This window comes from Flavisolibacter tropicus, from assembly GCF_001644645.1.
In the GTDB taxonomy this organism is placed as follows: domain Bacteria; phylum Bacteroidota; class Bacteroidia; order Chitinophagales; family Chitinophagaceae; genus Flavisolibacter; species Flavisolibacter tropicus.
The window spans coordinates 4,538,466-4,558,818 of the sequence record NZ_CP011390.1 but is presented as its reverse complement, the minus strand read 5'-3'; the positions used below and the strand labels follow the sequence as shown (position 1 = coordinate 4,558,818).

Genomic DNA, 20,353 nt, shown 5'->3' with positions numbered 1-20,353 from the left:
ATAGAGTTGATAGCGTTGAGGTCTGCCACGGTTTTTAGCTGTGACTACTTGTTTGCAAACTGCTTGGTAACCGTGGCAGACCTTGATACAACTAATCGTATTAGAAATCATCATCAGTGGAGAATACCTGTGCATCTTTGTTAGCCATAACTCCAGCCTTTTGATAATCACCAACGCGCTTCTCAAAGAAATTAGTCTTGCCCTGCAGGGAAATCATTTCCATAAAATCAAAAGGGTTAGCTGTGTGGAAGATCTTTGAATACCCCAATTCGGTTAGCCATCTGTCTGCCACAAACTCTATGTATTGCTGCATCAACTTTGCATTCATACCAATCAGGTCCACAGGCAAGGCTTCTGTAATAAACTCCTTTTCAATAGTAACAGCATCACCAATGATAGCTTTTACTTCTTCTTCTGGCAGTTTGTTGGAAAGCATACTATAGAGTAAACAAGCAAATTCGCAGTGCAACCCTTCATCTCTGCTGATCAGTTCATTGCTGAAGGTTAGTCCGGGCATCAAGCCTCTTTTCTTTAACCAGAAAATGGAACAAAAGCTACCACTGAAGAAGATGCCTTCGACAGCTGCAAAGGCTACCAATCGCTGGGCAAACGTGCCATTCTCGATCCAGCGTAGCGCCCATTCTGCTTTCTTTGCTACAGCGGGCACCGTATCTATAGCATGAAAGAGTTTGTGCTTTTCTTGCGGGTCTTTAATGTAGGTATCAATGAGCAATGCATAGGTTTCGCTATGAATGTTTTCCATCATGATCTGGAAGCCATAGAAGCAGCGGGCTTCTGGCAACTGTACTTCACTCATGAAGTTCACGGCCAGATTTTCATTAACAATACCATCGCTGGCGGCAAAAAAAGCCAGTACGTGCGATATAAAATGGCGTTCTCCGTCATTGAGTGCCGCCCAGTCTTTCAGATCACTGCTAAGATCAATTTCTTCAGCGGTCCAAAAACTGGCTTCATGGCGTTTGTAGTGCTCCCATACCTTGGGATAATTGATAGGAAGAATAACAAAGCGGTCTTTGTTTTCTTTCAACAGAATTTCATTGTTGTGTTGCATAGTAAAATAATTGGAGCATTTTACCTGCGGGTGAATAGTATAGTGCCGAGAGTAAAGCCGGTAAAGGCATAAACTACCAGTACCATGCCTTTCCTCCGAAAGCGTAGTTACTTAATACTTGATACCGGCAGGTCTTCTGACTTACTCCCTTGTTTAAGGCCTTCCCGTTTTTTTCAACAGTGGCATGGAGATTAAACAAGTAAAGGAGCTTACAGCTACGGGGATAGCTCAGGATTTACACCTGATTCCCTTTTCATTCTTTGCGTTAAGCGTAGAAACCGATATGCCCTACAAAAGAAAAACAGAAATCGTAAAACGGCAGCAGATGTTATGCACCCTATGTTGAAAACCTCTGAGCGCTTGTGGCACAAGACTTTATAGATAGATAAACATTTGATTTAGGACAAAGCAGCTAAGGGAACTATTATGATCGATTCCATAATCAACTGCTTAAATTGCTTCAGCCAATTATTCAAAGAAATCACATGCCTATTTTCTTTATAGCATCTACTTGCGATCGATTGGCTCAATCAAATCCCAAAGATTACCGTACAGATCTTCGAATACAGCCACTGTGCCATATTCTTCCATCGAAGGCTGCCGTACGATTTTAATTTGATGATCCAGCAGGTTCTGATAATCGCGTTGAAAGTTGTCCGTATATAAAAACATGAACACCCGTCCACCAGTTTGGTTGCCCACACGGCTTTTTTGTTCTTCACTGGCGGCTTTCGCCAACAGCAAACAGCATGTAGTATCTCCTTTTGGGGCCACTAACACCCATCGCTTTGTTTCACTCAAAGGCGTATCTTCTATTAATGTGAAATGCAGCTTTTCGGTATAAAACTGAATGGCTTCATCATAGTCATTCACCACCAGGGCTATATGGGCTATTCGTTGGTTCATTACTTATTGGCCTAATTGTTTTAGCTTGAATGTACCACTTTAAGAAAACAAAGCCCCAACCAAATGGCCGGGGCTCTCTAGTGGAAGGATGGCGCTCAAGGTCAATAGCACTGAAAGGAACGCATTGCTGAATTCTACTTTTTAACTAACCTTCGTTTATTGAATAACTATTGCTTTCGTATACAAAGTTTGACCGTCATTAATGCTGATGGTATAAATACCTGGGGTCAATTTTGGTAGTGCTTGCAGCCATTTGTTTGCACCTTCCAACAAGTGAACACGCTGTTTGTAAACCACCTTACCTGTATTATCACTGATGAATAGTAACCGCCAGGAAGCCGAAGACGTTTGAAGTTGAATAACTACTTGATCCTTGGCAGGATTTGGGTATACTGTCCATGGTGTAGGAGATGGAGCGGTTTCATTAGTATTACTTTCAACAGCTCGAGCAGTGGCTGCAGTACTTGTCAGTTGTATTTGATCAAAGTACATGGTGCCGGTTTGCTTTGAGTTGTTGCCAATCACCACTTTTTTAATCGTTGCCGGATTACCCAACTGGCTCATACTTACTACTACTTCTTCCCATTTATTACTAGCCGTCTTCAGGTATACATCTGCACTTTTTGCACCAGTAGTGGACTCTGTATAGATACGAATACCATTTTTACTGGCATTGTATATCCAAAACTTTAATTGTGTAGTGCTGCTGCTGGTAACAGCGGTTCCTTTTTGAAAAGCCAATAAGCCGCTGGCTGCATAATCAACCTTTATTGATTTACTTCCTACCTTAATAATATTAGTTGCGTTAAAGTTTCTTGTTGAACCAGTCGACACATCACTCCAGTCTACGCCTATCGCATCATCGTAAATTATTGGACTAGCTACTACTATACAAGCTTGAGTAGTTGCTGTGGCTATATTACTGAAAGCAGATAGATTGCCGGCAGCATCTTTTGCTTTTACTGAAAAACCATACGCAGTGGCACAGTTTAAGTTATTGATAGTTGTTGTTGTACTCGTTACATTGGCTTGCAACAGTGTTGCACCCTGGTACACATCATACCCTGTTACACCCACATTATCTGAAGCGGCTGTCCAGCTCAATGTTGCTGTTTTATCAGTAGTACTTGTGACCATCACATTCGTTGGTTCGGCGGGCGCGATAGTATCCGCTGGTGGAGGCGGTGTAGTAGTGGGTGAAAGTAAGCGGGCCAATAACATTATATAAGAGGCCTGGCTATAAATAGCTGGCTCTGTAATTTCCCAGGAGTTTTCAGGATAAGCCGTATTCCAATCTTTGTAGGCCTTTTGATGCGGCTGGTCTGTTATACCTGCTACAGGACCTGAGTATTGTTTGTTGGGGCCGCCAGGCACATAACCTGGTGCGGGGCCATTGGGTGAGGTCAACGCATTGTCCCATTTAGAGCCATTGGTAAACCAGGCGTGATAAATCTCATTTACGGATTTCTCTGCACCATAAGCATACATATTGGAAAGCATGACCATTCCCATGGGATTTACCCCATGCATCCAATGGAGGTATTGTTCCGCCACCTCTTTATATTGCTGATGCTTTGTGGTGTTTAAACCAAAAGTGATGTAATCCAGGTTCATAATACCCGCATTGGTACGCACCTGATTATGTCCCCAATGGTAGGTATCATCTCCCATATGCGCCCGGTATAGGTCGGTAGCGGCAGTATAGTTTTGAACCGAATAGAGATAGTCCATTCCGGCTTTCTGGTTAAGAATATTATTAATTACAGTAGATGACACATTAGGCAACGTAGTGAGTCGTAAAAGTGCCAGTTGCTGCGGCATCCAGTAAGGTCCCCACCAATAGATCTTGTAAGGATTTACATTGGTGTAATTCGTTTCAGCAAAGGTCTTGTATTCCGCTTTGCCAGTGGCTTCATATAAATACACCGCAGCTACAAAAGCATTATCCAATTGCTGTTCAGCGGTATTATCAGCATCACCACTTTTAATATCACCGTCATCACAAGCCGTTTGCCAGCTGGTAAAGTTGTTGGTAGTTACTTTAGCCCGGGCCCATGCCAGTTCTGCACGAGCAATAAGGTCCTGCGCATAAGTCGATAAGGCCGCTACATTTTTCATAGCCATACCCGAAACCGCAAACATGGAGCAGCCTGAAAGTGTAGCTGCTGTACATTCTGGCAGGTAGTAGCGAGGGCGGGTGTCTGTACTAGGTGGTGTTACTTCATTATAATTATCTACACCTACTTTTAATAGAAAGCCATTGGTGCCAGCAGCATCCTGCATACGTTTTAAAAAGTCTAGCTCCCATTTCACTTCATCCAGTATATCCGGAATGCCATTACCTGATTCAGGGATATTGTAATTGTCTTTGAACACAGCAGGATTGATACGGTAGGCTTCCATTAGTTGAATAACAGCACTATTGGCAAACGTGGTATACTTGTTCATATCACCTGCGTCCATCCAGCCACCATGCACATCCTTGGCGGTAGACATATTGCCTTTTGCAAACCGGCTGGTAGCAAACCGATCCTGGTTGGCACCTTCAAAGGCCGCTCCATCTGCCCACTTGGTATCGGTATAAGGCGCTTGCTTAGCAAAATTGATTCGTTGGTAAAAGAATACACGCATGGCTTGCTTCAACACTTCATCATATACATTATCACCAATTTCAAAACGGAAAGAACCTATATTATTCGCCACATCATACACATAATAAGATCCTGGAGTGGTTACGGAAGTAAAGTCAAACCACCAGCCTTTATCGCCCGATTGCGTATGAGTAGTACCGCTACCCCACGCTTGCAACGTTCCGGCGAATACAACTACATCATCACTCCAACGGCGCACCTGGTATTGGTTAGTACCTGTGCCAGGCAGAAAACTTTCAGCTGCATTGTAGCCTACTTGCGGATCAACAATAACGGCAACTTTTTTGGATGCCGTCAAATAACCAAATTGGTCTACCTTGATATGATAGGTGGTTTGTGCAGGTGCTGCTTTTAAATAAAAGGAAGTGGCAAAGAGCAACATAAACACAAGCATTTGCTTGAGCGCTTGGCTCAAAAAATAAGTGGTTGTGGTAAGAGTACGGGGGTTGAATTGTTTCATTTCCTGTCGTTTAATCAAATGGATTACAGTTCGTCAGGAACACTGGATAACGGCAGTTGTTTCAACGGGTTGGATCAAAGTAATAACAGCAACAGTTGCTATTTCTATCTATTGATAAACGTTTATGCTGAAAAGGTGATAATTACCGCAAGGGCGGGCACTTAATAAAGGAGTGGCTCGGGCTAACGGAACTATCTATGTTTCTTCAGCAGGAATTGGAAGAGAAGGATTGCGTGAAACGCGCCATAAACATAATAGCGCAAGATTGTAGTTGCAAGTATTTCAATTAGTTTTTTAATAGGCACATTTTACCATTTGAAAGCTAGCCGCTTTTACATAACACAACATTCGCATATGAAGGATAGAACTATCTAAAACCATAAAAATGGCACCGCGGATGAATGGGATTTAAAGAAGGATTATTAGGATTACCTTCCTGAATATTTACTTTGCCTTTGTTGATTAAACTGTCTTTGATGTAAGATCAGACTCAGAAACGAGTTCAGGGTGACAAGCAAGTGATCTTACAATAGCAGTTTGTTCTATAAACGTAGTCTCTGAGATTCTTCGCTATTGCTCAGAATGACAAAAGCGAGAGGCGTTTGCACTAGGGGTAGGTTGTGAAAGCAAGGCTGAAACTTGGAACCTAAAATCTTGAAATACTTCTCCTTTTCTCCTTTCCTCTGTGCGAAACTTTTTCGCTGGGTTCTCCGCGCCTCTGCGTGAAATAATATAGTGCGAAGCGCTCCCTCTTAGGGGTGCGTCCTCGCCTCCTCACAAAATATATTTCCGCTTTACGCGTTTAATAAACATGTCGCCTTCCAGCAACTATTTGCGCTCTGCCTCGTGCAAAATCCTATTGTCCATATCATTAATCCTATTCCTGTCTTCCCTTCAGGCCCAACAGGTTACCGGTGTGTGGAAGGGCAAGGTCAAAAAGGAAAAGGTAGAAGTGAAGATTGTCCAGAATGGAGACAGTCTCACCGGCACCTCCTATTACTATGCGTCGGCTGGCAACTATAGCCGCTACAGTATCAAAGGGTATTTTGACCCCAACACCAATAGTGTGATCTGGTGGGACGATCAGCTCATTGAAGAAAAGGGAGGCCTGCTGGGTACGCCTGGCAAAACACCGCTACTTTCTACAGCTGACTTTAACTGCCCCGGCGGCGGAGAAATGCACCTGGATGGAAAAGCCACTCCAAAAGAGAGTCAGGAAACCGAAGGGCCCGTAGCGCTTACCAAGGTAAAAGGCCCTTCCTTTCGGGACGAGTGGGACTATGTTATTGAGAACTACCTGGTTGGTGCTAATGACCCGGACATTATTGATAGTGTAAACCTGATTGCAAGCGTACCAGGTAGAAGAAAACCAGTTAAGGAACCTAAGGCACCACCTATGCAATCTCCTATTCCTGGCATGGTTGTGATTTCAATGCCTCCGGAAACAAAAAAAGAAAACCCTCAACCGCCTGCTGTCATTAAGTCCCAAACCATTGAAGAGAAGTTTATTGCGCGCCGCAAAGTTTTTACGACCGATATTCCATTAACCGGCGATTCTATTGAATTGCGCTTTTATGACAATGCTGAAATTGATGGCGACTCCATTTCACTGTTCCTAAACAACAAACTGCTTTTTGAACACATTCGCCTCACCGATAAAGCATATACCATTAAACTACCGGTGTCGGATATGGGCAGCTCGAATGAATTGACCATGGTGGCCGAGAACTTAGGCTCTATCCCACCCAATACTTCTTTCATGGTAGCTGTGGTGGGTGACAAACGTTATGAAGCCCAGCTTGCCAGTACAGAAAATAGCAGTGCGGTTATACGACTCTTAAAACCCAGCACTACTGATAGCAAACCTCAACAGAAATAATAAAAATTCAAACCGTTCAATAAATGAAAAGGCCTTATCTCAGGATAAGGCCTTTTCATTTATTACATGTGCCATTTATGACTTTTCCATTTCTTGCTGTACATACCGTACCCAGTCTTTTGTATTACTATCCAGCTTTACATTAGGCTGTACCCCTTTGTTATCTATACCTAATCCCAGATCTACCCGCTTGCTGCGCGTAGTAGGATAATTCAATTCAAAAGGTGTATTGGGAATAGCTAACCAATGTAGGTTGCTATAATCCTTTATACCAGCCGAAGCCTGTCCATAGATCGTAGCCTTCTTGCTGTTTAGCACAGGCTCTATTAAGAACTGTTCAGTAGCGCTGGCACAATCCTTATCAATTAACACTGCTACCCGTTTAGGAAAAGGCAACACTTCTAATGTATCAGACATAAAAACCGTTTGCTCCCTTGAATAAAATTGATTGGGATGCTGTTCCATCAATGCTATCCATTTCCGGTAATCTTCCTGTTCATTCGGTTTAATATTGGGATTAACTGCCAATGCTCTAAACTTATCGATGTTATCCTTAGAAGTATATACCTCCATTCCATAAATTGTATACGGGTTCGTATATAAGTATTTGTGTAAGGGATAGTGTGCATAGTCGCTACCGCCGCCATTACCTCTAAGGTCAATGATCAGATTTTCTGTATGACGTAGTAAGGAGTCGTTTGCAATAATGAGGCTATCAATCAGCCGGCGGTAATTACCATTAAAACTCTTTATAGTGAACAGGTTGGTTTTAGGACTAAGCTGCTTAAAACTGGCTACACCATAACCTTGATAAAAGTTTTTGAGTAAAAGCTTTCCGTTTTCATCCAGCTTATACCAGGTGCCACGAATACCGGTTTGTATATAACCATCGGTAATGTGGCTAAGATCATATACGGCCGGTTCTGCCACATGATTGCGTAAGTAAAAAGTTCCTTCATACACATTGCCTTTTGGTGTTACTTCAAACTTTATTTGCCCGGGCATCCAGTACAAACTATCTGCTTTCAAAACAAAGGCGCTGTATTTTCCTTTTTGGTAAATAATACCCACTTTATAATTACCGTCTTCCATTTGCCACACACCTTCCAATGGCTTCAACTGCTTTTTATGGGTAGACAAGTAAGTAGCAAAGCTGGCCGACGTATGCTTGACCACCGGCCAATTGGCATACAATCCTCGCACAGAATCTGGATTGACATTGGTGGGAATATTAGCAAACATGTTTACATAGGTATGCCCATCTTTCATAAACCCTAACCAGCGAGTAAGTAGCGAATGGCAAGAGTCGTGACGCTGATAAACAGTAGTGGCGGCCATACTGCGCAGGCTATCTGTAAAGGCGCGATATTCCGACTGATTAGCTGCTGTTACCTTATCCTTGAAACCAGAATAGTTGGCTTCAATCTTTTGTACGGTAAAATCAAAAGCAGTCTGACAGTCGCAGGTTTGTGCGCTACCAGTTAAAGAGCTAACAAGTACAGTTAGTGCAACGATGCTTTTTTTCATGGTACTATGCATCATGATTTGATTCATTCCTGATGTCAATTAAAAGAGAAAGTTACATTAGCTGCGTTTTAAGAAAATGAGATCATTAATAGATTGTAGAATTCTGGTGGCCAATTGTTCTTAGTAATACATAACATAAATAACCCCTCTGAAAATCAGAGGGGTCCTTTGCCTTCCTGTACAAAATAGCATAGCTTATTTGAATCAAGCTTATGGACGATCACTATGCATTTTGACAATGGTGGCAAATAGTTATTCGCTCTGTGCCTACTTAACGATGCAGATCCATGTGATAGGTTTGGAACAACTTCCGTTTATTACCCACTATAAATACGGTATCGCCTTCCTGCAGTATCAGTTCCGATTCCGGATTTAGTAAGCGTTCATTATTTCGCTCTATCCCCACTACTAAAGCACCAGCTTTTTCTCGGAGCCCTGTCTGCCGTATCGATAAGGATCGTAACGGAGATGTGTTGTCAACGAAATGTTTATGAAGGGTTACCTCGCTATAGCCAGGTTCTTCCACTGTCTTTTTCTGTGGACGCATGGAAGCCTTTAGTCGCTGTATCTGGTGGTCGGTACCTAGCACTAACAAATGGTCGCTTGGAAAAATAAGTTGATCCTTACCAGGGGCGGCAATAGGATGATCGCCCCGTTTGATCATTACTACGTTTATACCAATTGTTTCGCGCCAACGAAGTTCCAACAGGCTTTTACCAATAATAGGTGCACTTGGTTCTACTTCCACCATGGCTATATGCGCATCCCATGGCGCCAGCTCAGTGCGGTTGCTTTGTGCTGCTGCTATTTCCCGCTGATTCAGGTTACTAAAGAAGCGATGTTCAATCTGGCTGTAAAACGTTCGAATCCTTTCAGAAAGCAAAATGAGTAAGGCTATAAATATTGCTGTAAAAGCAATACCAGTAAACATACTAAAGTAGCGATCCAACAGAAAGCCAATAAAGAAAGCCGCTAGGCCAAGCTTCAGGAAGCGAATAGTGTATAATAAACCCTTGTATCGGCTATTGGCGATCACCGTTTGATTTACCTCGGTTGGACTCTTAATGGCCAACGCCCACAAAAACGGTGTAAGCGCTAATAAAGTAACCATCACTGCTGTAATTTTTAACGCCAAGGAATCACCGCGTTCTTGTATCCAAGGCTGCACATACCGTGAGGAGAAAAATATAATAGACAGAATAACAATAGACAGCAGCACGGCATTGATAGCAGCCGACCGGATAAACTTTTTCCATTCGCTGGTGTACGACACCATTTTGGTTTCCGTGCTATACCGGTTTATCCGGTTAAGCAATCCTTTTGGCAACACCCTCTCCAGCCATTGGGCTAAAGCACCCGAAGATTTGATAAGATAAGGTGTGGTGAAAGTAGTGATGGCAGAGGCACCTACAGCCACGGGAAACAGGAAGGCAGACGTAACCCCAAGCGACAAACCCAAGGCCGCCACAATAAAGGCAAATTCACCTATTTGAGCCATACTCATCCCCACTTGAACCGATTGCTTCAATGGTTGACCTGAAAGCAATGCCCCTAGTGTGGTACTGAAAAGTTTACCCAATAAAGTAAGCATCGTAATCCAGAAAATTGGCTGCGCGTAATCTACCATAGCTTGTGGATCGATCATCATACCAACGGAAGTAAAGAATATAGCACCAAATAGATCTTTTACAGGTTTTAAAAGGTGCTCTACTTTTTCAGCAGAAGTTGTTTCTGCAATAATCGACCCCATTACAAAGGCACCTAATTCTGCAGAAAAGCCTACATACGTTGCTAACACTACCATACCCAAGCAAAGAGCTAGAGAAAGGATCAGCAACATTTCTTCACTCATCAGCTTTTTTGCTTTTTTCAGGAAGGTGGGCAGTAAGAAAATACCTGCCAGGAACCAAAGCACGAGGAAGAACAATAATTTTAAAACAGTGAGCAACATTTCTGAGCCTTCAAAAGCCCGGGTAACAGCAACGGTAGAAAGCAATACCATTACTAAGATCACAACGATGTCTTCAACGATCAACACACCGAATACAATACCTGCAAACTTTTTGGTTTTCACACCTAGCTCATCAAAGGCGCGAAGAATAATGGTGGTAGAGGAGCTGGCAAGCATACCACCTAAGAATAAACTGTCCATCATGGTCCAGCCCATCAACTGACCAACAAAATAGCCGGCAACGGTAATAAAGAGTATCTCTACCAGCGCCGTTATCGACGCAGAACCACCTACGCGTAGCAGCTTTTTAAAACTGAACTCCAGACCAAGACTAAACAATAGAAAGATCACACCGATCTCCGCTAGGGTTTCTATGTTTTCCCTGTCTACTACTGTGGGTGTAAGATGAAAGTAAGGGCCTACAACAAACCCTGCAATGATATATCCTAAAACAAGAGGCTGCTTCAGCCATTTAAAAATTATTGTACTAATAGCTGCAGCCCCGAGTATAAGGGCAAGATCGGTTATAAGGTTTGGTAAATGACCCATACTTTCTTTTTAATGATAAACTGGTATTTAGAAATTGCTTAATTATATTTTATCCTCAGGCAGAGAAGCGGTATCACGATTCCCACGCTTTGATGTAGGTACATATATCATTAAAGCAACGACAGCGGCAACAATGCCTAAGAATACCAATAGGGTTTTTATATGCGGAGGCATACTAAATAGTTATAGAGTTAGGAAATAATAGATAGGCGGCTACACAAAGCCATTGGCCTTGCTAGTATAAATGAAAGAAAGCGAGTAGGTATTACCAGAAGTTATGCGAGGGGTAGATGTGGGATAGATAGCTATTTTTAGCTGGTACACTAGCCCTGATACACCGTACGTGATAGGGAAAGGTAGCAGCAGAGAACGACAACACCGACCAATGACTATTGCCAACATATTTATATACCTGGCCACAGCGGGATGCCGGCACTATTCTTATTAAACTTTGTTCAAGATCAAAACGGTGTGTATTGGCAATGGCGGAGAGTAGGTCATGGTTATGCTGCTCAACAATAATCTTTGTTTTGCTCTCACCAGACAGCCCATGCGCCTGCGCTTCATCTGAAAAGAAGAAGGATGCGATGAGGATTAATATGGAGAGAATGCCTTTACCCATTTTTGCAAAAATAGAGAATTCACCTTTTACGCTTTTGTGAAGGAATTGTCAACATAGTGAACGGGAGTACAGGTATTACCCTATTCTTGATGAGGATAAGGAATAGCAAGCTGTCTTCTTCACTTTTAACAGACTCTTTATTGATATCCCTAAATCTTGTATATGGAGAATACGGTTACGCCGACTTGGAATCCTCCGTAACCATAGTTACCAACGCATGTTCTTGTTGCGACTGCTGCCCTTTTTCCTTCGCTATATCAATAGGATCGCCAAATAGGTAGAACCATTTTTTACGCAAGCCTTTTGCTGCCTTTACATCTTTCCACATATCGGCAAACTCGTGAAAGTTGATGTAAATAGGATTTGACTTATGTTCTAGTTCATGAGTAAGTCCATATATCGGCTTTTCGTCTTCTTCCTGGTAGGTACCAAACATCCGGTCCCAAATAATGAAAGTAGGACCATAATTCTTATTGATATACTTCTCCTGCGAACCATGATGTACCCGGTGGTTAGACGGTGTAGCAAAAAGGTATTCAATAACAGGATGCAGCTTGCGGATATATTCAGTATGCACCCAGAACTGAAACAGGATAGCTACCTGTGTTACCAGGAAAAAGATGATTGGATGAAAGCCAATGAATACTACTGGCAAAAAGAAGATCAATTTGATCTGTTGCACCCAGCTTAACCGAAAGGATACGGTAAGGTTATAATTCTCGCTGCTATGGTGTACTACATGCGTGGCCCACCAAAAGCGTTGCTCATGCGAAATACGGTGTGCCCAATAACTACAAAGGTCAAAAAGTATATAACAGGGAATAAAACTCCACCAGCTAAAGTGCATGCGCCAGGGAAATAAATTATAGAGCGCTATATAACCATACAACAAGGTTAGCTTCAGGACTGTATTGATGGCCACATTACCAATACCTACGCAAATGGAACCAATTGTTTCTTTTTTATCGTATAACTTACGGTGTTGCCAACGCGAGATTACCCACTCCAGGAGTACAAAGAAAAACATAACCGGTGCGGCCCAGATAATAACATCTGGTACATTATCTTTTACCTTATCAATACCCGCGAAGGGAATTTTGGGAGCACCAAAAACATCTGCAAATAATAACATCATGCCTCCTTAACTTTTATATAACAGTTAGCAACAAAGCCGTACCAACAAATTCCAATTAATATGAAAGGTGAAGATGTAACTCTTGGTTAATAGTAATTACCTCTAATTTAAGGAAAAGTATGTAACCGACCTGACATCAGTTGGATTAATTAACAAAGTAGCCCTTTAAAGAAATCAGCACACTACTTATTTTCTCATCTCCGTATTTCACACCTTTTTTAAAGAACGCATCAAAAAAGATAGTTGTGAGATATGCCTATTTTTCTAAACAAGTACTTTGCATTCAAAATATCCTATGCGCTTTTTTCTTTTTCTTCTGGTATTGGCTTACAACTGCCAGGCACAAACGCTTACTTTCAACCTGGCTTTCCAACGGGCTGATAAAATCTTTGTTTTTGATGAAAAAGCCAATAAGGCCGTTTCAGTCATTCAGGGAAACGATGCCTGTCTTTCGCCCGATGGTTCCAAAATCGCCTATACCAGCAATACTACCGGCACTAGAAAAGTGGTGGCTTATTCGTTAGACACTAAAAAACACCTGACTATAAACGTAGGCAATCATACATCGTATGCACCGGTATGGTCGCCGGATGGCAACTACCTTGCCTTTCAAACATTTGTGGATGGTGTTTGGTATACGGGCTTATTCTCTTTTGTTGATCAAAGCTTTCGCCTGCTCACCCGTGCGCATGAAAGTTATGCACCAAGCTGGGCAGCAGATAGTAAGCGCATCCTTGTACAGGATATGAATAAACTCTATATCTATGAGCGCAACGGACAGCTGGTAAAAAACTATAACCTGGGCCCTATTACCAAGGATTATTCAACATCCAGTGACTCCAAATTTATCCTTACGCCAGACGAGCAATTCTTGCTGTTTACCGCCGATGCTTTTGACGCAGCAGGCATGCCAGTAGGAGCTGTATTTATGTACAACCTGAAAACAAGTGCCCTTACGCGTCTCTCCCCCAAAGGCATGAGCTGTACAGGCGACTTGTTTTTAAACAACCAGAACGAACTTTTCTTTTGTGGTTCTTATGATCATGAAAAGGAAGAGAATATCCACAAACTGGATCTCATTACTAAAAAGATGACTACTGTTATCCGTAATGGCCGCAACCCTAGCGCACGCTTGACTTCCAACGAAACAATAGCAGCAGCTACGGACACAGAAAACAACAATAAGTATCCGTCCTATGTGGGCACCTATGAATATATCAACAACTTTCCCTTTAATAAAAAGGGCATAAAAGAGAACCATTACATTGTACTTTGGAAAGAGGACGGACGTATTACCGGCTTGTACTTTGGCCCATCAACAGACTTTGAAGAAGCCACGGAGGAAGTTCCAGAAGGACACCCGCATATACCAGGGTTCTTTGTTACTAATATGCGAGATCTGGTTATTGATGATAACAAGATCTCGTTCGGTCTTACCGTAAGCGAAGCCGACCTCTTTACTAAACCGATCAGCCTTAAGATAACATCAACAGACGAGGCTAAAAGCGCAGGTTATAAGCATTGGAACTTTCAGATAGAAAGTCACACAAACAAGTATACCGGCCAATTCAAACTGGGTCAAACGTTGGTATTATGGGATGAAATAAAAGGCGCTGAAAGGGCCTTCCGAAAAATGGAGTACTAGCTTTGCCAAACCCAAGTATAAAAGAAGCGGCCCTACCTGATCAGGTAGGGCCGCTTCTTTATGAAATACTTGTTTAATAAGAACTACACCACCACATTCACCATCTTACCCTTCACAAAGATGAACTTCTTCAAAGGCTTGCCCTCCATCCACTTTTGTACGATCTCATTTGCCAGTACGATCTCCTGCACCTGATCTTGTGTAGCATTCAGATCAATAGTGATCTGTGTACGCATTTTACCATTAATAGACACTGGATAATCTTTTGTGCTCTCTACCAGGTACTGTGCTTCAAACTTCGGATAAGCTGCATCCAGTATCGTAGTTGTATTGCCCAATTGGTGCCACAGTTCTTCAGCAATATGCGGAGCATACGGTGTTAACAAGATCAACATTGGCTCCAACACCTCGCGCTTGTTACACTTCAAATCCTGCAACTCATTCACACAAACCATGAAGGCACTCACTGCTGTATTGAAAGAGAAACGTTCCGTATCTTCTTCAATCTTCTTAATGGTTTTATGCAACACCTTCCATTCTTCTGGCGTAGCCTTATCATTAGTTACCACCAGGCCATTTTCGTTGGCAAACAAGCGCCAGAGTTTTTTTAAGAAACGGTGTACGCCCTCAATACCCTTGGTATCCCAAGGCTTGCTCATTTCTACAGGACCGAGGAACATCTCGTACATACGGAAGGTATCGGCACCGTATTTTTCTACGATGTTATCGGGGTTCACGGTGTTCACCTTGCTCTTACTCATCTTCTCTACTTCCACACCGCAGATGTACTTACCGTCTTCCAAAATAAATTCCGCGTCTGCAAAATCAGGCTTCCACTTTTTAAAGGCGTCTACATCCAAATCTACGCCGTCCACCATATTTACGTCCACATGCAGGTCATCGGTTTCATATTGGTCCTTTAGTCCTGCAGATACATATTTATTAGTACCTCTTACACGATATACAAAACGGGATGAACCTTGGATCATGCCTTGGTTCAGCAACTTCTTATACGGCTCGTCAAACGTGATAAAGCCAAGATCATACATGGCCTTTACCCACATCCGGCTATATAACAAGTGCCCTACGGCATGCTCAGTACCACCTACATAAAGGTCTACCTGGTTCCAGTAAGCGCTGATGTTTTTATCGGAAAACGTTGCTTCATTGTGCGGGTCCATATAACGCAGGAAGTACCATGAGGATCCGGCATAGCCCGGCATGGTGTTCGTTTCCAGCTGTTGTGCGGTCCATTCGGGTATGTTAGCCAGCGGGCCTTCACCCTCTGGTCCTGGCTTGTAGCTTTCCACATGTGGCAGTTCTAGAGGCAGCTCGCTTTCATCCAGCGGATAGGCTACACCATCGATCCATTTGATGGGGAAGGGCTCACCCCAGTAGCGCTGGCGACTAAACGCCGCATCCCGGATCTTGAAATTGACCTTACGTTTACCAATTCCCATTTCCTCCAGCTTGCTAATTACTTTTTCCGTGGCTTCTTTATACGTCAGGCCATCCAAAAACGCACTCTGGTGCAGCACCAGGTCTTTAGACGTTACCGCATCTTCGCCTGTATACGCTTCACCAAAGATGTTGGTGATAGGTATATTAAAATATTGGGCAAACTTATGATCACGCTCATCACCGCTAGGCACGGCCATAATAGCACCAGTACCATAGCCTGCTAATACGTATTCTGATATCCAAATGGGAATTTCTCGACCAGAGAATGGGTGTACGGCATACGCACCAGTAAATACACCACTGATCTTTTTCTCCGCCATCCGCTCGCGCTCGCTGCGACTCTTTACATAGGCAATGTATTCTTCCACAGCCGCTTTTTGTTCTGCAGAAGCTATCTGCTCTACCAGTTCATGCTCAGGCGCCACCACCATAAAGTCCACACCAAAGATGGTGTCAGGCCTAGTAGTGTATACGTCAATGGTGAATGGTGAGTTGTGAATAGAGAAAGTGATCTCAGCGCCGCTAGACTTTCCAATCCAGTTGCTTTGCATTTCCTTCATGGCCTCGCTGAAGTCTACACGCTGCAAGCCTTCCAACAGGCGATCGCCATATTCCGTGATCCGTAGGTACCACTGGCGCAGCTTTTTCTTTACTACCGGGTAGCCACCACGCTCACTCACACCGTTTACCACTTCATCGTTGGCCAGTACCGTCCCCAGGGCCTCGCACCAGTTTACTTCACCGTAGCCGCAATAAGCCACGCGGTACTCCATCAGGATGGTCTGCTTTGTTTTTTCATCAAAGCCTTTCCAGTCTGCGGCAGTGAAGTTGCAGGTTTGAGATTTGAAATTGGGAATTTGAAATTGGGTATCGGGAATTGGATGATTTGTATTCCCTTCCGCTTCAAATACCTTGATCAGGCCGTCGATAGGCTCTGTTTTGTTGGCCTTCCTGTTATACCAGCTTTTGAACAGTTGCAGGAAGATCCACTGGGTCCATTTATAGTATTTTGGATCCGAAGTGTTCACTTCCCGACTCCAGTCGAAGCAAAAGCCGATCTTATCCAGCTGGCCGCGGAAGGTTTTAATATTCTTAGCGGTACTTACGGCCGGGTGCACGCCATGCTCAATAGCGTATTGCTCGGCGGGCAGGCCAAAGGCATCGTAGCCCATAGGATGCAGCACATTAAAGCCTTTTAAGCGCTTATAACGGGCAAATATATCAGAGGCTATATATCCTAAAGGGTGACCTACGTGCAGTCCCGCCCCACTGGGGTAAGGGAACATATCCAGTACGTAATACTTTGGCTTATCAGATGTGTTGGGCACCTGATACACCTTACTCTCGGTCCACTGTTGCTGCCATCTTTTCTCTATCGCTCTGAAATTATACTCCATCAGGATATTTGGTTTCTGTTTAAGTTGTCATTGTAAGACGAGAAGCTGGGGTTAACTAGTTGACAAGTTAATAAGTTGAAAAGGCAATGTGGTTAACATGTTGACTGCGTTCATAATAGAATGGGCTCATTCTTTACGATTTCCCTTGTCAACTTGTCAACCTTTCAACTTGTCAACTCCTTCCGCAATATTCCCTGGCCAATCTCCGTTCAAGGCAAAAATAATCATAAACAGCCTTAGAGAATTGGCAAAGCTTTAATAAGCGGTATGCCGGGTTTAGGCTCAAAGGGTTATTTTTGTTTCCTCCTTATAAAAACAGATAGCATGGCGCAAATCGGTAGAGCAGGTTCCAAGCGTGGAAAACCTTCGTACTTTATGTCAATTTTGGGTGTCACCCTTGTCCTTTTCCTCCTGGGAATCATTGGCTGGCTGGTGATCAACGCCAACAAACTGGGCCAGTATTTCAGGGAAAGCGTGGAAGTACGTGCTTATTTAAGAAGCAGCGATGTCACTTCGCAAGACAGTACGGCTATCGTAAACTATATAGCGCAACAACCCTATGTACGTCAATATACGTATGTAACCAAGGAGGCCGCCAAGAAACAGTACCTGGAAGATGGTAATCAGGACTGGGCCGGCGTACTGGACGAAAACCCACTGCCTAACAGCATCAACTTTAAGTTGAAAAACGAATATGTACAGAGCGACACGTTGGCGAATATTGAAAAAACCATCGAGGCCAACCCGCTGATCTCCGATGTTCAATACCCTAAAGAGTTGGTAACCAACCTGAATAAGAACATCAACCGCATTAGCCTGATCCTATTGGTGCTGGCCGTTATTTTAGCCGTGGTAGTGATCATACTGATCGACAACACCATTCGCCTGGCTATGTTCTCTAACCGCTTCCTGATCAAAACCATGCAAATGGTGGGTGCTACCCGTATGTTCATTGCTAAGCCGCTCAATGTACGAGCCATCGTCAACGGGGCTATTAGTGCTACCATTGCCATTATATTGGTGTATTGCTTAACCCTGGCAGCAGAAAGCTTTCTGCCGGAATTAAGGGCCCTGAACGATACCAAGACGCTGATCCTTTTATTCATTGCCTTATTAATTATAGGTATCGCCATTACCCTCTTCAGCACCTACCGCAGCGTACGTAAATACCTGCGTATGAAGCTGGACGAACTGTATTAGTGAATGGTGAGTGGTGAGTAGTTAGTGGGGCAAACGACTCCTAACTCACCACTCACCATTGACCACTCACGATTCATTACTCATTTTCTACTTATCTTGCCCCTTTAAGTTTTGTCATGAAAAGTCAAAGAACCACGGCTACACCCGCAAAAGATACAACACCAAACAGGTCTATTGCCCTATTTGATAAGCAAAACCTGGTATGGATGCTGGGCGGCATTGCCATTATGATCATTGGATTCCTGCTAATGGCTGGTGGCCGCAGCGACAACCCCAATGTGTTTGATCCAAATGAGGTATACAGCGCACGCCGTATTACCGTAGCACCGATTGTTATCCTGATCGGATTGGTAGTTCTAATTGTGGCAATCTTCCGCCACCCTAAAAATAAATAACGCTTTAGTTTTTCAGTAATGGGTTTTTTTGAAGCCATCATTATAGCCATTGTAGAAGGGCTAACCGAGTTTTTGCCTATTTCCTCAACCGGGCATATGATCATTACCAGTTCCTTACTGGGTATAGAATCGAACGAGTTTACCAAGCTGTTTGAAGTAGCCATTCAATTGGGTGCTATCATGGCGGTAGTGGTATTGTACTGGAAAAAATTCTTCCAGTTCAATAAACCAGAATTCTACGCCAAGCTTTTTGTGGGAATGCTGCCACTGATCGTGGGCTTTTTGTTTAATGATGTTATTGAAGCCTTACTGGAAAGCGTGCTCACCGTGGCCATTACTTTATTAGTAGGTGGTGTTGTACTGCTTTATGTAGACAAATGGTTCAAGCAACCGGTCAAGCAATCGCCTGATCTTTTTGCTACAGAATTGACTCCAGGCGAATTCATTGAAGCCGACGAGAAACTGACATACAAAAAAGCTTTTATCATTGGCTGGTGGCAGATCCTGGCTATGATACCGGGTGTAAGCCGCAGTGCAGCTTCTATTATTGGCGGTATGCAGCAACGCCTGTCGCGCAACTTTGCAGCCGAATTCTCTTTCTTCCTGGCGGTACCTACCATGTTTGCTGCAGCGGCCTACTCGCTGTTCTTAAAAAAATGGCATACCGACGGTACTACTGTACACAAGGGCTATGAGTTGATCTTGGATAGCAAACAAAACATCTATGCCTTTGCTATTGGCAATGTAGTGGCTTTTGTAGTGGCTATAGTGGCCATCAAGTTCTTTATCAATTACCTGAAGAAATATGGCTTCCGCGTATTTGGCATCTACCGTATTATTGTAGGTATTATTCTTTTGGGCCTTATTGCGGCCGGCTATCTTTAATCGCTTAAAATAACAACTGGTGAAGCTGCTGCTATGGCTTTCCTGTTTTCTTTTGCTCCTAAGCGGTTGTCGCTTATTGGAAGACAAAGTGGCTATTAACGAAAAGAGCACTGTTGTCTATCAGAAAGTAGCAACCACACATGCAGAGGCAAAACGCTTAGGCAATGTATTACTAAGCTACGGCTACTTTAATACCATAGACAAGCGCACGGTATACCTCAATAAGAAAGAAAACCAGTACCAGGTAACATTTATCATCAACAAAGAACTCTTTCTTTCCGACAAGGAAAACCTTGTGCAAGGTTTTAAAGTGTGGCAGGATTGGCTACGAGAATATGCTTTTGGCTATTCACCCACCCTGGTGATAATTGCCGATGAACAGAAACACACCTTATACAAAATAGACGGCACCTCTACCCTGCAGCATCCCTAACACCAGTTTCATTTCAATAGGTAGTACTATAAACGCATTCGGATTTCGCTTTTGGAATTTGGATTTTGAACCTTGTACCTTGCTCCTTGTATCTTGTACCTTGTATTTTGGTATTTGTTATTCAGATTTTCATAATACAATTCAATATCCACTAGGTCTTTCTATATTTATGGCTCACAAAACCG

14 protein-coding genes and 1 riboswitch are annotated in these 20,353 nt (G+C 43.2%); of the genes, 6 read left to right on the top strand and 8 right to left on the bottom strand.

Annotation, left to right across the window (positions count from 1 at the left end):
* Window positions 1-100: 100 nt before the first annotated feature.
* From SY85_RS19475 to SY85_RS19465, 3 genes are all read right to left on the bottom strand, one after another.
* Window positions 101-1,072, bottom strand: a complete 972-nt coding sequence (locus tag SY85_RS19475; RefSeq protein ID WP_066406691.1) for a ribonucleoside-diphosphate reductase small subunit — start codon at window positions 1,070-1,072, stop codon at window positions 101-103.
* 109 nt (window positions 1,073-1,181) lie between these two features.
* Window positions 1,182-1,370, bottom strand: a riboswitch (cobalamin riboswitch).
* Between the two features lie 209 nt (window positions 1,371-1,579).
* Window positions 1,580-1,978 carry a VOC family protein gene (locus tag SY85_RS19470; protein WP_066406689.1) on the bottom strand — a complete coding sequence of 133 codons (399 nt, stop codon included), beginning with the start codon at window positions 1,976-1,978 and terminating at the stop codon, window positions 1,580-1,582.
* A 156-nt stretch (window positions 1,979-2,134) separates the two neighbouring features.
* Window positions 2,135-5,089: a glycoside hydrolase family 9 protein gene (locus SY85_RS19465; protein ID WP_066406688.1), complete on the bottom strand. Its 2,955-nt coding sequence runs from the start codon at window positions 5,087-5,089 to the stop codon at window positions 2,135-2,137.
* An 859-nt stretch (window positions 5,090-5,948) separates the two neighbouring features.
* On the opposite strand from SY85_RS19465, the gene SY85_RS19460 reads away from it, so the two are divergent.
* On the top strand, window positions 5,949-6,968 hold the full coding sequence (locus SY85_RS19460) for a hypothetical protein (RefSeq protein ID WP_148661241.1): 1,020 nt from the start codon (window positions 5,949-5,951) through the stop codon (window positions 6,966-6,968).
* A gap of 75 nt (window positions 6,969-7,043) precedes the next feature.
* Here SY85_RS19460 and SY85_RS19455 read toward each other — a convergent pair whose 3' ends face one another.
* From SY85_RS19455 to SY85_RS19440, 4 genes are all read right to left on the bottom strand, one after another.
* Window positions 7,044-8,495 (bottom strand): S41 family peptidase, encoded by a 1,452-nt coding sequence (locus SY85_RS19455; RefSeq protein ID WP_066406684.1) that lies wholly within the window; start codon window positions 8,493-8,495, stop codon window positions 7,044-7,046.
* 271 nt (window positions 8,496-8,766) lie between these two features.
* Window positions 8,767-10,995, bottom strand: coding sequence for a cation:proton antiporter (locus SY85_RS19450; protein ID WP_066406682.1), 2,229 nt, complete (start codon window positions 10,993-10,995; stop codon window positions 8,767-8,769).
* Between the two features lie 265 nt (window positions 10,996-11,260).
* Window positions 11,261-11,617: a hypothetical protein gene (locus tag SY85_RS19445; RefSeq protein WP_066406680.1), complete on the bottom strand. Its 357-nt coding sequence runs from the start codon at window positions 11,615-11,617 to the stop codon at window positions 11,261-11,263.
* Window positions 11,618-11,792: 175 nt separating this feature from the next.
* Window positions 11,793-12,752: a sterol desaturase family protein gene (locus SY85_RS19440; RefSeq protein WP_226998904.1), complete on the bottom strand. Its 960-nt coding sequence runs from the start codon at window positions 12,750-12,752 to the stop codon at window positions 11,793-11,795.
* A gap of 295 nt (window positions 12,753-13,047) precedes the next feature.
* Between SY85_RS19440 and SY85_RS19435 the strand changes: the two genes are divergently transcribed.
* Window positions 13,048-14,397: a TolB family protein gene (locus tag SY85_RS19435; RefSeq protein ID WP_066406678.1), complete on the top strand. Its 1,350-nt coding sequence runs from the start codon at window positions 13,048-13,050 to the stop codon at window positions 14,395-14,397.
* Between the two features lie 83 nt (window positions 14,398-14,480).
* Here SY85_RS19435 and leuS read toward each other — a convergent pair whose 3' ends face one another.
* Window positions 14,481-17,255: a leucine--tRNA ligase gene (gene leuS, locus SY85_RS19430; RefSeq protein WP_066406676.1), complete on the bottom strand. Its 2,775-nt coding sequence runs from the start codon at window positions 17,253-17,255 to the stop codon at window positions 14,481-14,483.
* Window positions 17,256-17,630: 375 nt separating this feature from the next.
* Here leuS and SY85_RS19425 point away from each other — a divergent pair, with 375 nt between their 5' ends.
* The 4 genes from SY85_RS19425 to SY85_RS19410 all read left to right on the top strand — a co-directional run bounded on the left by SY85_RS19425 (window position 17,631) and on the right by SY85_RS19410 (window position 20,168).
* Window positions 17,631-18,455, top strand: a complete 825-nt coding sequence (locus tag SY85_RS19425) for a cell division protein FtsX (RefSeq protein ID WP_158513008.1) — start codon at window positions 17,631-17,633, stop codon at window positions 18,453-18,455.
* Window positions 18,456-18,571: 116 nt separating this feature from the next.
* Window positions 18,572-18,850: a DUF3098 domain-containing protein gene (locus tag SY85_RS19420; protein ID WP_082886616.1), complete on the top strand. Its 279-nt coding sequence runs from the start codon at window positions 18,572-18,574 to the stop codon at window positions 18,848-18,850.
* An 18-nt stretch (window positions 18,851-18,868) separates the two neighbouring features.
* Window positions 18,869-19,735: an undecaprenyl-diphosphate phosphatase gene (locus SY85_RS19415; protein ID WP_066406664.1), complete on the top strand. Its 867-nt coding sequence runs from the start codon at window positions 18,869-18,871 to the stop codon at window positions 19,733-19,735.
* Window positions 19,736-19,754: 19 nt separating this feature from the next.
* Entirely contained in the window at window positions 19,755-20,168 is a 414-nt protein-coding gene (locus SY85_RS19410) for a hypothetical protein (RefSeq protein ID WP_066406663.1), read from the top strand.
* Window positions 20,169-20,353: the final 185 nt, after the last annotated feature.